This window comes from Streptomyces sp. NPDC050546 (genome assembly GCF_044457425.1).
Classification (GTDB): domain Bacteria; phylum Actinomycetota; class Actinomycetes; order Streptomycetales; family Streptomycetaceae; genus Streptomyces.
Genome location: NZ_JBITGX010000007.1, coordinates 203,773 through 217,999, shown reverse-complemented (window position 1 = coordinate 217,999; position 14,227 = coordinate 203,773). Strand labels below are relative to the sequence as shown.

At 71.6% G+C, this 14,227-nt stretch carries 13 protein-coding genes; 10 read left to right on the top strand and 3 right to left on the bottom strand.

The window, feature by feature from the left end:
- Positions 1-10 precede the first annotated feature (10 nt).
- Entirely contained in the window at positions 11-685 is a 675-nt protein-coding gene (locus tag ACIBK5_RS19270) for a 1-acyl-sn-glycerol-3-phosphate acyltransferase (protein WP_189726505.1), read from the bottom strand.
- Positions 686-1,071: 386 nt separating this feature from the next.
- Between ACIBK5_RS19270 and ACIBK5_RS19265 the strand changes: the two genes are divergently transcribed.
- The 3 genes from ACIBK5_RS19265 to ACIBK5_RS19255 all read left to right on the top strand — a co-directional run bounded on the left by ACIBK5_RS19265 (position 1,072) and on the right by ACIBK5_RS19255 (position 3,368).
- Positions 1,072-2,244: a glycerophosphodiester phosphodiesterase gene (locus ACIBK5_RS19265; RefSeq protein WP_399021056.1), complete on the top strand. Its 1,173-nt coding sequence runs from the start codon at positions 1,072-1,074 to the stop codon at positions 2,242-2,244.
- A gap of 74 nt (positions 2,245-2,318) precedes the next feature.
- Positions 2,319-2,813 carry an RNA polymerase sigma factor gene (locus tag ACIBK5_RS19260; RefSeq protein ID WP_399021055.1) on the top strand — a complete coding sequence of 165 codons (495 nt, stop codon included), beginning with the start codon at positions 2,319-2,321 and terminating at the stop codon, positions 2,811-2,813.
- A 57-nt stretch (positions 2,814-2,870) separates the two neighbouring features.
- Positions 2,871-3,368 carry a GNAT family N-acetyltransferase gene (locus tag ACIBK5_RS19255; RefSeq protein ID WP_399021286.1) on the top strand — a complete coding sequence of 166 codons (498 nt, stop codon included), beginning with the start codon at positions 2,871-2,873 and terminating at the stop codon, positions 3,366-3,368.
- A gap of 83 nt (positions 3,369-3,451) precedes the next feature.
- Here ACIBK5_RS19255 and ACIBK5_RS19250 read toward each other — a convergent pair whose 3' ends face one another.
- Together ACIBK5_RS19250 and ACIBK5_RS19245 are read right to left on the bottom strand one after the other, a co-directional pair.
- The gene (locus ACIBK5_RS19250) at positions 3,452-3,868 is read right to left on the bottom strand and encodes a hypothetical protein (RefSeq protein WP_399021054.1); all 417 of its coding nucleotides are present in this window, start codon (positions 3,866-3,868) and stop codon (positions 3,452-3,454) included.
- Positions 3,849-4,208 (bottom strand): hypothetical protein, encoded by a 360-nt coding sequence (locus ACIBK5_RS19245; RefSeq protein ID WP_215122567.1) that lies wholly within the window; start codon positions 4,206-4,208, stop codon positions 3,849-3,851. The genes ACIBK5_RS19250 and ACIBK5_RS19245 overlap by 20 nt, the downstream gene beginning before the upstream one ends.
- Positions 4,209-4,277: 69 nt before the next feature.
- Here ACIBK5_RS19245 and ACIBK5_RS19240 point away from each other — a divergent pair, with 69 nt between their 5' ends.
- The 7 genes from ACIBK5_RS19240 (at position 4,278) to cobT (ending at position 14,202) form a co-directional block, all read left to right on the top strand.
- Positions 4,278-4,928 carry an HAD family hydrolase gene (locus tag ACIBK5_RS19240; RefSeq protein ID WP_399021053.1) on the top strand — a complete coding sequence of 217 codons (651 nt, stop codon included), beginning with the start codon at positions 4,278-4,280 and terminating at the stop codon, positions 4,926-4,928.
- Positions 4,929-5,306: 378 nt separating this feature from the next.
- Positions 5,307-6,341, top strand: a complete 1,035-nt coding sequence (locus tag ACIBK5_RS19235; RefSeq protein WP_399021052.1) for a methionine ABC transporter ATP-binding protein — start codon at positions 5,307-5,309, stop codon at positions 6,339-6,341.
- Positions 6,338-7,045, top strand: coding sequence for a methionine ABC transporter permease (locus ACIBK5_RS19230; protein WP_382497702.1), 708 nt, complete (start codon positions 6,338-6,340; stop codon positions 7,043-7,045). Before ACIBK5_RS19235 ends, ACIBK5_RS19230 begins: the two co-directional genes overlap by 4 nt.
- Before the next feature lie 118 nt (positions 7,046-7,163).
- A complete protein-coding gene (locus tag ACIBK5_RS19225; RefSeq protein ID WP_399021051.1) occupies positions 7,164-7,982 on the top strand; it encodes a MetQ/NlpA family ABC transporter substrate-binding protein in 819 nt (272 codons plus the stop codon).
- 138 nt (positions 7,983-8,120) lie between these two features.
- Entirely contained in the window at positions 8,121-8,753 is a 633-nt protein-coding gene (locus ACIBK5_RS19220; protein ID WP_399021050.1) for a GNAT family N-acetyltransferase, read from the top strand.
- 136 nt (positions 8,754-8,889) lie between these two features.
- Complete coding sequence (gene cbiE, locus ACIBK5_RS19215) at positions 8,890-10,110, top strand: precorrin-6y C5,15-methyltransferase (decarboxylating) subunit CbiE (protein ID WP_399021049.1); 1,221 nt, start codon at positions 8,890-8,892, stop codon at positions 10,108-10,110.
- A 366-nt stretch (positions 10,111-10,476) separates the two neighbouring features.
- The gene (cobT, locus tag ACIBK5_RS19210; protein ID WP_399021048.1) at positions 10,477-14,202 is read left to right on the top strand and encodes a nicotinate-nucleotide--dimethylbenzimidazole phosphoribosyltransferase; all 3,726 of its coding nucleotides are present in this window, start codon (positions 10,477-10,479) and stop codon (positions 14,200-14,202) included.
- Positions 14,203-14,227: the final 25 nt, after the last annotated feature.

The window sequence follows — 14,227 nt, the reverse complement described above, 5'->3', positions numbered from 1 at the left end:
CACCCGAGAACTAAGCGGCTTCCTTGGCCTTGCTCGCGTACATGTCCACGTACTCCTGCCCGGACAGCCGCATGACCTCGCTCATCACCGAGTCCGTCACGGCCCGCAGCACGTAGCGGTCCCGGTCCATCCCCTCGTACCGGGAGAACTCCATCGCCTCACCGAATCGCACGGTGACCTTGCCCGGCCGGGGGAGACCGGCCCCGCCCGGCTGAAGCCGGTCGGTGCCGATCATCGCGAACGGCACCACCGGCGCCCCCGTCATCAGCGTGAGCCGGGCGATACCGGTACGCCCCCGGTACAGCCGGCCGTCGGGCGAGCGCGTGCCCTCCGGGTAGATCCCGAAGACCTGGCCCTCCTCCAGCACCCGGCGTCCGGTCATCAGCGCGGCGACCCCGCCCCGGCCGCCGTCGCGGTCGACCGGGATCATGCCGACGCCGGTGAAGAACCAGGCCATCAGCCGGCCCTTGAAGCCCTTCCCGGTCACGTACTCGTCCTTGCCGATGAAGAAGACCTGCCGGTCGCAGACCAGCGGCAGGATCATCGAGTCGATGAACGTCAGGTGGTTGCCGGCCAGGATGACCGGGCCGTCGCCGGGAATGTGCTCCGCACCTTCCACCTGTGGGCGGAACATCAGGCGCATGACCGGACCGAGCACTGCCTTGATGAGCGCGAAGCGGGACAACGGACCCTCCGGTGTCAAGGGAATCTGTATGAGTATGTGCAGGTGAGGACGATACTCGTGGCCCCCGGGATCGCGCACATCGGGCACGGCGACTTAACCAGGGCCTTACGCACTGTTGACGCGTGTTTACCTGCGGTGGCGTGTCGTCGACGGTGTGTAACCCGGCCGCCATGATGTGACGGACATCGCCTCGGATCGCACCGGACGCGTTCCCAGAACCGCCGCACCGAATCGAACGGGATACGACGAATCGTCAGTTCACCGTCCCCACCAGCCACTACGACATCCGGAGTCACCCGCCTGTTCCGCCCGGGGTCTCACACCCGTCATGTACGCGCCCGTACGATCGGCCAGCACTGACGAGTCGACGGCAGGGAGGGCGCTCAATGGGAACGCAGGAGTCGAACGAAGAAACGAGCGGGACCGGACGGCGGGCCCTGCTCGGCGCGGCGATGCTGACCGCGGGCGGAGCGGTCCTCGGCATGACCGGCACGGCGCGGGCGGACGGCTCCCGGCACGGCGGCGGGCACGGCGGATTCAAGAGCCTGCCCAAGCCGACGATCGTCGGCCACCGCGGGGCCAGCGGCTACCGCCCGGAGCACACCCTGGGCTCGTACCAGCTGGCCCTCGACCTGGGCGCCGACATCGTCGAGGCGGGCGATCTGGTGCCGACGAAGGACGGGCACCTGGTCTGCCGGCACGAGCCGGAGATCGGCGGCACCACGAACGTCGCCGACCACCCCGAGTTCGCCGGCCGCAAGAAGACCAAGCTCCTCGACGGTGTCTCCACCACCGGCTGGTTCACCGAGGACTTCACGCTCGCCGAGCTGAAGACGCTGCGCGCGATCGAGCGCATCCCGGCCAACCGCCCGCACAACACCCTCTACAACGGCCGCTGGGAGATCCCCACCTTCGAAGAGGTCCTGCGGTGGCAGGACGAGCAGACCCGCAAGCGCGGCAAGCAGGTCTGGATCTACCCCGAGCTCAAGCACCCCACCTACTTCCGCAAGCAGGGCCTGCCGCTGGAGGAGCGGGTCGCCAAGGTGCTGCGCAAGTACCGCAAGGACAGGCGGACCTCCCCGGTCATCATCCAGTCCTTCGAGCCGACCAGCATCGAGCGCCTCAACAAGCTCGTCGACAACCCCCTGGTCGTCCTGCTGTCCTCGGCGGACACCCGCCCCTGGGACTTCGTCGAGACCGGCGACCCGCGCACCGTCGCCGACCTGGTCAAGCCGGCCGGCCTCAGGGAGATCGCCTCCTACGCGCAGGGCATCGGCCCGACCCTCGACCTGGTCATCCCGCGCGACGCCAAGGGCAACCTCACGCAGCCGACGACGCTCGTCGCGGACGCGCACAAGGTGGGGCTGATCCTGCACCCGTGGACCCTGCGCAACGAGAACCCCTTCCTCCCCGCGAACTTCCGCAAGGGCACGGACGCGGACGCCTACGGTGACGTCTTCGGCGCGTACGAGGCGTACTTCGCGACCGGCATCGACGGCGTCTTCACCGACCAGCCCGACACGGGCCTGCTGGCTCGCGAGGCCTTCGTCAACGGCTGATCTCACACCACCCGGTCGAGTGAGCTTCGGCCGCCCGGGCAACCCGCCACCCGGGCGGCCGCGTCGCTCCGCATATGACACCCGACCTGGTCACCGCCCTGAGCCCGCTGCTCACCGCCGAGGCCTCTGCGGAGGCATATGCCGCGGGAACCGAGCCCGGTGACCTGGAACAGGCGGTCTGGCTCCGCCTGCTGGAGCGCCTCGACGCCGACGACCCGCCGCTCGACCCCCAGGGATGGCTCCGCCGCGCCGTCCGCTCGGAGGCCCGCCGCACCCGCCGTACGAGCCGCCTCGAACGGCCGTACGCCGGCGAACCGGTCGACGACGGCGACCGCGACCCCGAACAGCTCGCCCTCGCCGCGGCCCGCGGCCGTGCCCTGCGCGAGGCCGTACGCCGCCTCCCGGGCCGCTGCCCCCGGCTGATGGAGGCCCTGCTCTCCCCGCAGGACCTGACATACCGGGAAATCGCAGGGGAGTTGGGTATCTCACAGGGGAGTCTTGGCCCGGAACGTTCCAGATGCCTGGGATGTCTGCGCAGATTGCTGACGCCGGAGGTTGCGGCCCGTTGAGGACGGGGATAGGAGTGAGGAACGACAGGTGATCAGATGAGCGGGAGGCGTGCGCACATGGGCATGAGCGTGACCATCTCTGCGGCGACCGGGCAGGACGCGGAGCAGATCTTCAGGCTGCAGTACCTGTGCTTCCAGCGGGAGGCGGCGCTGTACGGGAACTACCGCATCGACCCGCTCGTCCAAACCCTCGACTCGGTCCGCGAGGAGGTCACCCGGGACTGCGTCTTCGTGGCCCGGCTGGGCGAGGAGGTCGTCGGCTCGGTCCGCGGCTCGGTCACCGAGGACGGCGCCGCCGCGATCGGCAAGCTCTGCGTCCACCCGCGCCTCCAGGGCCACGGCATCGGAGCCCGCCTCCTCCGGGCGGCCGAATCGGCCCTCGCCGGCCAGCACGGCGCCAAGCGCTTCCGCCTCCACACCGGCCACCGCAACGAGGGCAACCTCCGCCTCTACCGCAAGGTGGGCTACGAAACGGTGGGCACGTCCCAGGGCGCGGACGGCATCCCCATGATCGTCCTGGAGAAGCCGGCGGGCGCATACGCGGCAACGGCTTGATTCCGCCCTCTCAGGGGCGCGGGGAACTGCGCGAACAACCACACACAACCCGCACTCGCCGACGCCCCCGAGCCGCCCTCTCTCTACCGCGTACGTGACCGCCGCAGCCAGTAGATGGCGGACAGCGGCAACAACACGGGGATGAACAGATACCCCATTCCGAAGTCCGACCACACGGTCGCGTCCGGGAACGCCGACGGCTCGACCAACGTCCAGGTCCCCACCGTCAGCACACCCACCAGCTCCGCGACACAACACACCAGCGCCACCCGCCGGGCGGTCTCCCCACCCCGCACCAACGAGTACGTGATGAACCCGTACACGACACCGGCCACCGCCGACAGCGAGTACGCCAGCGGCGCCCGGTCGAACTCCGTCGCGATCTGATACGCCGACCGCGACACCGCCCCGACGACCATCACGCCGTACAGCCACACCAGCAGCGTGCCCGGCCCGCTGATCAGCCGCCGCCGGCCCACCTCAGCCTCCCCAGATGTCATAGAGCCGCACCTCCAGCACCGCCAGCACCACACCGCCGGCGGCAACCGTCACCGAGCCCCACCGGGTGCGCTCGGCCAGCGACATGAACCCCGCCGCCGGGACACACGCGAACGCCCCCAGCAGATACGCCACGAAGATCGTCGTGCCCTGCTCCGGCTTCTCGCCCTGCGCCAGCAGCACGATCCCCACCACCAGCTGGACCAGCGACAGCAGGGTGACCACGGCCATCCCGATGAAGTGCCAGTCCTTCGTCGGCTGGTCACGGTAGGCCGCGAGGCCGCACCAGGCGGCGAGCAGCAGCGCGGCGACGCCGGTCACCAGCGTCAGAGCAGCAAGCATGCTGCGACCTTATTACGGCCGAAAAGGCCCGATGCTTCCGGCCCTGGCCCGCACCGTAGGGTCGGGGCCATGAAGATCCACGCGCAAGCCCTGCTGTTCGACAACGACGGAACCCTGGTCTCCTCCCTCGACTCGGTGGACCGCTGCTGGACGCGGTGGGCCGCGGAGTACGGGATCACGGCCGAGGAGTTCGCGCGGGTCGAACTGCACGGCCGGCCGGCCGTCGAGATAGCCGCCGACCTGCTGCCCGCCGAGATCGTGCCGGGGGCCCTCGCGCGGATCGAGGACCTGGAGGTGGAGGACGTACCCAACGGCGGTGTGCACCTCCTGCCCGGCACCCGCGCGTTCCTCGACTCCCTGCCCGCCGAGCGCTGGGCCGTCGTCACCTCCGCCACCCGGCGGCTGGCCGAGGCGCGGCTCGACGCCGTCGGCATCCTCCCCAAGACGCTCGTCGCCGCCGACGACATCACCCGCGGCAAGCCCGACCCGGAGCCCTATCTGCTCGCCGCCCGCACCCTCGGCGTCGACCCGGCCCACTGCGTCGTTTTCGAGGACGCCCCTGCGGGCCTGACGTCCGGCCGCGCCGCCGGCATGACCACCGTGGCGTTGACCACAACCCACCGGGCCCACGAGCTCGACGCCGACCTGGTCGTCGAGAACCTGTCGGCCCTGTCCGCACTGGTCACCGAGCAGGGGGTGGAAATCTCCCTCCGCGGCTGACGCGTCCCCGCCCCCGTCCACCGCTGTCCAGCATCCGGACAGCGGCGTGACTGTCATGACCGTACGCGTGTTTTACTGGCGACATGACCACGACGAGCGACCGCATCCCCGCGACCGAGGCGACCATGACGCCCGGTGCTCGTTGTATGTGTCGAATGTGCGCCTTCTAGAGGGCCCCCGCACCACCCCCTGAGCTCGCGCCCCGAAGCGAGACAGCGGCAGGTCCGCACGCCCTGAGCGGTGCGAGACGCCACGCCGCCCCGCGCGCATGTTCTCCCCGGTTCCCCGCCTCAGCGAGAACCGTGTCGCGTCCCTGAACGAATGCCTCTGTGCCCGGGCACACCCACGCCCGCGCACTCGACAGTGACGGAAACCCACGTGATCACCACAACGGACCTGACCAAGGTCTACCGTTCACGCGGCCGCGAGGTCACCGCCCTGGACGGCGTCGACCTGCATGTCCGCGAAGGCGAGGTGTACGGCGTCATCGGCCAGTCCGGCGCCGGCAAGTCCTCGCTCATCCGCTGCGTCAACCTGCTGGAACGCCCCACCTCCGGCACCGTGACCGTCGCCGGACAGGACCTCACCGCCCTGGCCGGCCGCGGCCCGCGAGCCGGAAAGGAACTGCGTGAGGCACGCAGCCGGATCGGCATGGTCTTCCAGCACTTCAACCTGCTGTCCTCCCGGACCGTCCAGGACAACGTCGAACTGCCGCTGGAGATCCTCGGCAAGTCCGGCAAGGAGCGCTCCCGCAAGGCGCTGGAGCTGCTCGACCTGGTCGGCCTCGCCGACAAGGCGGGTGCCTACCCGGCGCAGCTCTCCGGCGGCCAGAAGCAGCGCGTCGGCATCGCCCGCGCCCTGGCCGGCGACCCCAAGGTGCTGCTGTCCGACGAGGCCACCAGCGCCCTCGACCCGGAGACGACCCGGTCCATCCTGGCGCTGCTGCGCGATCTGAACCGGCAGCTCGGCCTGACCGTCCTGCTCATCACGCACGAGATGGACGTCGTGAAGTCGGTCTGCGACTCCGCCGCGCTCATGGAGAACGGCCGCGTCGTCGAGTCGGGCACGGTCAGCGAACTGCTCGCGACCCCCGGCTCCGAACTGGCCTCCGCGCTGTTCCCGCTCGGCGGCGAGGCCTCCGGCGACGACCGCACCGTCGTCGACGTCACCTTCCAGGGCGAGAGCGCGACCCAGCCGGTCATCTCGCAGCTCGCCCGCACCTACAACATCGACATATCGATCCTCGGCGCCGCCATCGACACCGTCGGCGGCCTCCAGGTCGGCCGGATGCGCATCGAGCTGCCCGGACGCTACGAGGACAACGTCGTACCGATCGGGTTCCTGCGCGAGCAGGGCCTGCAGATCGACGTCCTGGGCCACGAGTCCGAACTGGTGAAGGAGGGTGTCAAGTGACCTGGTCCGAGATGCAGCCACTGCTGGAACAGGCGTGTTGGGACACGCTCTACATGGTCGGCTGGTCCACGGTCATCGCCGTGGTCGGCGGGCTGCCGCTGGGGATCCTGCTGGTCCTGACCGACCGCGGCGGCCTGCTCCAGAACCTCGCCGCCAACAAGGTCATCGGGCAGATCGTGAACATCGCCCGCTCCCTGCCGTTCATCATCCTGATGGTCGCGCTGATGGGCTTCACCCGCTCCATCACCGGGACGACCATCGGCGTCGAGGCGGCCATCGTGCCGCTCGCCGTCGGCGCCATCCCGTTCTTCGCGCGCCTGGTCGAGACGGCCGTCCGCGAAGTGGACCACGGGCTCGTCGAGGCAGTGCAGTCCATGGGCGGCAACACTTGGACCATCGTCCGCAAGGTGCTCGTCCCCGAGTCCCTGCCGTCGCTGATCTCCAGCACCACCACCACGATCGTCGCCCTGATCGGCTACTCGGCCATGGCGGGCACGGTCGGCGCCGGCGGCCTCGGCGACATCGCCATTCGCTACGGCTACCAGCGCTTCGAGACGCAGCTGATGTGGATCACCGTCGCGATCCTCGCCGTCGTCATCTCGGTCATCCAGTTCGCCGGCGACTACGCGGCCCGCTCCCTGCACCGCCGCGGCGCCCACTCCGGCCCCGCCCCGAAGCTGCGGCTGCTGAAGGCCGCCTCCTGAGACTCCCCGTTCGCCCACCCGTCGCCCGACCACCACCCCTCAACGACGGCGCTTCGCGCCGCCACCCCTGATTCCAGGGGCCGCACCACCCGCAAGGCCATAAGGAAAGGCACTTTTCGTGCGTAACACCGCCAAGATCACCACCGCCGTCCTCGCCGCCGGAGCCCTCACCCTCGGGCTCAGCGCCTGCGGCGCGGGCGACTCCGGCTCCGACGGACCGCTGATCGTCGCCGCCAGCCCCACCCCGCACGCCGAGATCCTCACCTACGTCAAGGACAACCTGGCGAAGAAGGAGGGCCTCGACCTGCAGGTCAAGGAGTTCACCGACTACGTCACGCCGAACACGGCGACGCAGGACGGCTCCGTGGGCGCCAACTACTTCCAGAACCAGCCGTACCTCGACGACTTCAACAAGAAGAACGGCACCGACATCGTGCCCGTCGTCACGGTCCACCTGGAGCCGCTCGGCCTCTACTCCCACAAGGTCAAGAAGGCCGACGCACTGAAGAGCGGTGCGACGGTCGCCATCCCCAACGACACCGTCAACGAGGCCCGCGCCCTCAAGCTCCTCGCCGCCAACGGGCTCATCACCCTCAAGGCGGGCGTGGGCAACGAGGCGACCCCTTCGGACATCACCAAGAACCCGAAGAACCTCAAGTTCAAGGAGCTGGAGGCGGCTCAGACCCCGCGCTCCCTCGACGACGTGGACGCCGCCGTCGTCAACGGCAACTACGCCCTCGAGTCCGACCTGAAGCCGGCGAAGGACGCCCTCGTCCTGGAGTCCCCGAAGGACAACCCGTACGGCAACTTCCTCGCCGTGAAGAAGGGCGAGGAGAAGGACCCGCGGGTGAAGAAGCTCGCGAAGCTCCTCACCTCGCCCGAGGTGAAGAAGTTCATTCAGGACAAGTACGACGGCGCCGTGCTCGCCTCCTTCTGAGCCCCGCCCGGCACCCGCGCCGCACGGGGTCCTCCCTCACCGGGTGGGGGAGGACCCCGTGGTGCGGAGCAGTGCTTTCATGCTGCATGCTGGGCAGTTGAGCAGGCCGAAGGTTCACCGAAGGTTACGGAGCGGCGCATGACGAGCACCTTTCCCAACGTCTCCATCAGCACGGAGCGGTTGGTGCTGCGTCCCCTTGACGAAGACGACGTCGCCGCCCTGGCCGCGATGATGAACGACGAACAGGTGGCGGCCTGGACCTCCGTCCCGCAGCCCTTCACGGAGGACGGCGCCCGCACCTGGATCACCGAGTACGCCCCCGCCGAGCGCACCGAGGGACGCGGCCTCGACTTCGCGGTCACCGAGTTCCTCACCCAGCGCCTGGTCGGCGTCATCCAGCTCGGCAAGACCAACTGGCGCGTACGCTCCACCGAGCTGTCGTACATCATCGCCCCCTGGGCCCGGGGCGAGGGCTACGCCTCGGAGGCCGCCCTCGTCACCGCCCGGTGGCTCTTCTCGGACCAGAAGTTCGAACGCGTCGAACTGCGCACGGCGGCCGACAACACCGCCTCCCAGCAGGTCGCCCAGAAGATCGGCTGTATCAGCGAGGGCGTGCTGCGCAACGCCTGTATAGCCCGCAGCCGTGCCGAGGACGGCACGTGGACCGACGTACGCACCGACTTCATCGTCTGGAGCCTGCTCCCCGAGGACCTGGAGGGCGTCGGCGGCCGGCTGCCCGGCGGTTTCACGTCCTTCGGCGACTGGAACTGACCGGAACGGCCACCGTGCGCGACCGCACCGCCGTCCCCTCCGCCGGCTCCACCGGGTACTCTCACCAAGCCCGCCCACGGGCCGCTCGCGACACGACACGCAGACGACCTGCGAGATCCTCTGGAGACTGACGACGATGGCCGACCGGGTCACGGTGATCGGCTGGGACGGTTCGCCGCTGACCGACGCGGCACGCGCCGCCCTGGGTGCCGCCACGCTCGTGGCGGGTGCCGCCCATCACCTGGCGCTCCCCGAGGTACCCGCCGGCGCCGAGCGCATCCGCCTCGGCAGCGTCGCCCTCGCCGCCCGCCGCATCGCCGGCCACCGCGGCACGGCCGTCGTACTGGCCGACGGCGACCCCGGCTACTTCGGCGTCGTACGGACCCTGCGCGCCCCCGAGTTCGGCCTCGAGGTCGAGGTCGTCCCCGCCGTCTCCTCCGTCGCCGCCGCCTTCGCCCGCGCCGGAATGCCCTGGGACGACGCACAGGTGGTCGTCGCACACCGCCGCACCCTGCGCCGCGCGGTGAACGTATGCCGAGCCCACACCAAGGTGGCCGTCCTCACCTCACCCGGCGCCGGCCCGGCCGAACTGGGGCTGCTCCTCGAAGGGGTCCACCGCTCCTTCGTCATCTGCGAGGAACTCGGCACCGAACGTGAGCGCGTCACGATCGTCACCTCCGACAAGGCCGCCGACCACGCCTGGCGCGACCCCAACGTCGTCATCGTCCTCGGCGGCCCGGCCGGACCCGGCACCGCGGGGGAGGCCGGCGGCTGGATCGCCGGCCGTGACCCGTCCGCCGGGCCCCGTGGCTGGTCCCTGCCGCCCGAGACCTACGGCGCCCCCCTCGGCGAGGGCGAGACCCAGCCGCTGCGCGCCTCCCAACTCGCCCGCCTCGGACCGCGCGTAGGCGACCTCGTGTGGGACATCGGCTGCGGCAGCGGCGCGTTCGCCGTCGAGGCCGCGCGCGCCGGCGCAGCCGTCATCGCCGTCGACAGCGACCGGGCCGCCTGTGCCCGCACCGACGCCACCGCACGCCGCCTCGGTGTCCAGCTCCAGATCGTGCACGGCACCGCCCCGCACATCCTGGAGAACCTCCCCGAACCGGACGTCGTCCGCGTCGGCGCCGGGGGAGCGGCGGTCGTCTCGGCGGTCGCCGACCGTCGCCCGCAGCGCATCGTCACGCACGCCGGCACCCGCGACGCCGCCGAACTCATCGGCCGCGACCTGACCGAGCACGGCTACGGCGTCGAGTGCGCCTTGCTGCAGTCCGTCGAACTCGACACCCGGGCCTGGACGGAGAAGGAACGGAGCGTCGCGTTCCTGCTCAGCGGCGTGCTGCCGCGGCGCAGCACCTGATCCCGCCGCCGTCCCCGTGATCGGGTTGTCGTACCGCGCGCGGTAGGCTGGCCGATCGTTGCACCGCACGCGGACGCCCGGCGCTTCGTCGGTCAATGTCCGGAAAACCCGCCCGTTTTGGGGTGTGTGTGGTACGGCAGAACCTGAGGACGCGCAACGTGGCGCAGTCCACAGCGGAACCGTCGCGGATCAAGCTGCCGCGAGGGTGGTACGGCCGCGACAATGCCAGTGAATGGCTTTGTCGCCTTTTTGGGGCGGGCCGCTCGTGCCGCTGGGGACGCACGCTCGTTCTTCACTGCGGGCGGTCGGTGCGCCGTTCCGGGCGAGCTGGTCGTAGGAGCACTAATCGATGGGCGAGGGGTACGCATGACCGACACCGGCCAGGTCCCGGGCGAGGGACTGCCGGAGAACGCAGGCATGGTGGAGCAGCCGGGCGCCCCCGCGCACGGTTCGTACACCTACCTCTCCGAGCCCGAGACCACCGCCGAGGACGACGACCTGCTGCTGTTGCCCGGTGCCCAGGGCGCCTGGGGCAACGAGGTCGCCCCGCCCGCGCCGGAGCCGGTCGCCGAGACCGTGCACGAGCCGGGTCCGCACGAGATCTCCGGCCGGGACAGCGGCTCGGTCGACCTCGGCGGCGTCCGGCTGCCCGACCCTCCGCCGATCCCGCCCGTCACCCCGCGCCGCCCGCTGCACCTCGGCCCGCCGCTGCCCGACAGCTCCGCCAGCCCGGTCCGCTCGCTCGCCGACCGCGGCCCGGCGGACGCTCCGCTGCGACAGCCCGCGCCGCAGTCGGCAGGACCCGAGTACCTCGACGCCCCGCGCGCCCCGGAGACGCACTCGCCCCCGGCGGCGCCCTGGGACGCGCAGGTCACCCACCAGGCCCCGGTGGGCGCCGGGGCGGCCCCTGCGGAAACGGTTGTTCCGGAAGCGCAGCCGGTGCCGGCGGCCGTCGCGGCCAGTGTGGCGACGGAGACGGAGCTGGCGACGCCAGCGGCCCAGGCGACGCCGATGGCCCAGGCGATGCCGGCGGCCGGGCCCGAGCAGGCTGTCCCCGCCGAGCAGCCCGTCCCCGCCGAGCAGCCCGCGCAGGCCGTCCCGGAGCAGGACGTCCCCGCGCAGGTGGCTGAGGCCGAGGCGGGGGCCGTCTCCGCGCTCGAGCCGGTTCCGGGGGAGGTGCCGTTCGTGGACGGTTCCGGGCAGACCGGTTCTGGCCAGGACGGTTCTGGGCAGGACGGTGAGCCGGGGCTTGCCGGTGGTGCTCCCGAGGCTTCCGAGCCGGCTGCCATCGGGGACTACGCCGACGCGGGCCAAGAGATTCCGGTGGCCGCCGCGGAGCAGGACGTGGTCTCCGCTCCTGTCGCTGAGGCCGAAGCGGCCCCTGAAGCGGTTCCGTTCCCGGAGGCCGCCAGTGGGCCCGAGGCCGGTGTCGTGGAGGCGGCCGGTGTTCCCGAGGCGCCCGCAGAGGCGCCCGAGGCAGTCGCTCCCGAGGCCGTTGCGCAGGCGCCCGCGGAGGTTGCCGGTTCCGAGGCCGTCGCGCAGGAGCCGGACGCCCTCGGCGCCGAGGTCCCCGCGCCGGTGGCCGAGCCGATCGCACCGCAGGCCGCGCCCGCCTCTCAGCCGACTGATACCGAGGCAGCCGCCCCCGCCGCCGAGCCGATCGCTCCACAGAACGCCACCCCCACTCCTGAAGCGCCGGCTCCGGTGCCCCCGGCACCGGTCGCCGACGCACCCGAGGCCGGGGCCCTCGCCGACGCACCGGAGACAGCGGCCGCACCGCCTCAGCCCCTTGAGGCACCGGTCCATGCCCAGGTCACCGAGACGCCCGTACCCGAGATCCCCGTGCCCGGGACCCCCGTGCCCGAGGCGCCCGCCGAGGCTCTCGCACCGCTCCACGCACCCGAGGCAGCCGAGCCCGCCCCCGTGGCCGAGGAGGCCGCTCCCGAGCCCGCCCCGCAGCCGGTGACCCCCACGCCCGAGACCACGGACGTCCCTCCGGCATCGGCCGAGGACGTCACCGTCGTACTCCCCGAGCCGATCGCGGAGGAGAGGGACGAGAGGGACGAGAAGCCGGCCGGGCAGGCAGAAGAGCAGACGGACGAGCCGGTCATGCAGCCCGTCCAGGGCCCGCAGCAGTCCCAGCCGCCCGCCGCCCCCGAGCCGGCACAGCCCGAGCCCGCCCAGCCGGAGGCGCCAGCCCCTCTTGCCACCGTCCCCGCACCCCGCGACGGCGACGCCGAACTCGTACAGAACGCCGACGACCTGGACACCCGGGCCGCCGAACAGGAAGATCTGGCGGACCAGACCCGCCAGGACGAGGAGAGCGGGGCCGCAGTGGCAGAACCACGACAGTCCACCGGCCCCGCCGCCCCCGCGTACGACGCCGCCGAGCGCGAGGCCGTACTGAAGGTCATGCGCGAACGCCGCGACATCCGCAACGGCTTCCGCAGCGACCCGATCCCGCACGAGGTGCTGCTCCGTGTCCTGGAGGCCGCCCACCACGCGCCCTCCGTCGGCCACTCGCAGCCCTGGGACTTCGTCGTCATCCGCTCCGCCGACACCCGGCGCGCGATGCACGAACTGGCAATGCGTCAGCGCGACGCGTACGCCAAGTCCCTCCCCAAGGGCCGGGCGAAGCAGTTCAAGGAACTGAAGATCGAGGCCATCCTCGACACCCCGGTGAACATCGTCGTCACCGCGGACCCGACCCGTGGCGGCCGCCACACCCTCGGCCGTCACACCCAGCCCCAGATGGCGCCGTACTCGGCGGCCCTGGCCGTGGAGAACCTCTGGCTCGCCGCCCGCGCCGAAGGCCTCGGCGTCGGCTGGGTCAGCTTCTTCGACGAGCGCGAGATGGTGCGCGCCCTCGGCCTGCCCGAGCACCTCGAAGTCATCGCCTACCTGTGCGTCGGTTACGTCGACGAGTTCCCTGACGAGCCCGAGCTGTTGCAGGCGGGCTGGTCCAAGCGCCGCCCGCTCTCCTGGGTCGTGCACGAGGAGACGTACGGCCGCCGCGCACTGCCCGGAGAGGAACCGCACGACCTGCTCGCCGAGACCGTCGCGCAGATCCGCCCGCTGGACGCCAAGGCGCTCGGCGAGGCGTGGGAGCGCCAGAAGCGTATGACCAAGCCGGCCGGTGCGCTGGGCATGCTGGAGATCATCTCCGCGCAGCTGTCCGGCCTGTCCCGCCAGTGCCCGCCGCCCATCCCGGAGCCCGCGGCCGTCGCGATCTTCGCCGGCGACCACGGCGTGCACGCGCAGGGGGTGACCCCCTGGCCCCAGGAGGTCACGGCCCAGATGGTGGCCAACTTCCTCGGTGGCGGAGCCGTCTGCAACGCCTTCGCCACCCAGGTGGGCGCCGAGGTCTGCATCGTCGACGTGGGTGTCGCCGCCGACCTCCCGGCCACCCCCGGGCTGCTGCCCCGCAAGGTCCGGGCCGGTACGTCCGACCTGACCACCGGGCCCGCGATGACCCGCGAGGAGGCCAAGCAGGCCATCGAGGTCGGCATCGAGACCGCCCGCGACCTGGTCGCCGCCGGTAACAAGGCCCTGCTCACCGGCGAGATGGGCATCGCCAACACCACCGCGTCCGCCGCCCTGATCTCCGTCTTCACGGGTGCCGACCCGGCCGAGGTCACGGGCCGGGGCACCGGCATCAACGACGAGACCCTCGCCCGCAAGACCGAGGTCGTCCGCCGCGCGCTGGAACTCCACCAGCCGGACCCGGCCGACCCGATCGGCGTGCTCGCCGCGATCGGCGGTTTCGAACACGCCGCCATCGTCGGCCTCCTCCTCGGCGGCGCCTCCCTGCGTACGCCGGTGATCCTGGACGGCGTCAGCGCCGGTGCCGCCGCCCTGGTGGCCCGCGCCATCGCCCCCGAGGTCCTGGCCGCCTGCATCGCCGGGCACCGCAGCGCCGAGCCGGGCCATGTCGCGGCCCTCAACAAGCTGGGCCTGCGCCCCCTGGTCGACCTCGACCTCCGACTGGGCGAGGGCACGGGCGCCCTCCTGGCCCTGCCGCTGGTGCAGAGCACGGCCCGGGCGATGCACGAGGTGGCGACGTTCGACTCGGCGGGAGTCACTGAGAAGTAGGTGCCGAGGGCCGGCTCCGGTGCCC

Excerpts from the sequence above, each read along its gene's own strand:
- ACIBK5_RS19265 (WP_399021056.1), top strand. The coding sequence starts at position 1,072 with ATGGGAACGCAGGAGTCGAACGAAGAAACGAGCGGGACCGGACGGCGG.
- ACIBK5_RS19260 (WP_399021055.1), top strand. The coding sequence starts at position 2,319 with ATGACACCCGACCTGGTCACCGCCCTGAGCCCGCTGCTCACCGCCGAG.
- ACIBK5_RS19255 (WP_399021286.1), top strand. The coding sequence starts at position 2,871 with ATGGGCATGAGCGTGACCATCTCTGCGGCGACCGGGCAGGACGCGGAG.
- ACIBK5_RS19250 (WP_399021054.1), bottom strand. The coding sequence starts at position 3,868 with ATGACATCTGGGGAGGCTGAGGTGGGCCGGCGGCGGCTGATCAGCGGG.
- ACIBK5_RS19245 (WP_215122567.1), bottom strand. The coding sequence starts at position 4,208 with ATGCTTGCTGCTCTGACGCTGGTGACCGGCGTCGCCGCGCTGCTGCTC.
- ACIBK5_RS19240 (WP_399021053.1), top strand. The coding sequence starts at position 4,278 with ATGAAGATCCACGCGCAAGCCCTGCTGTTCGACAACGACGGAACCCTG.
- ACIBK5_RS19220 (WP_399021050.1), top strand. The coding sequence starts at position 8,121 with ATGACGAGCACCTTTCCCAACGTCTCCATCAGCACGGAGCGGTTGGTG.
- cbiE (WP_399021049.1), top strand. The coding sequence starts at position 8,890 with ATGGCCGACCGGGTCACGGTGATCGGCTGGGACGGTTCGCCGCTGACC.
- cobT (WP_399021048.1), top strand. The coding sequence starts at position 10,477 with ATGACCGACACCGGCCAGGTCCCGGGCGAGGGACTGCCGGAGAACGCA.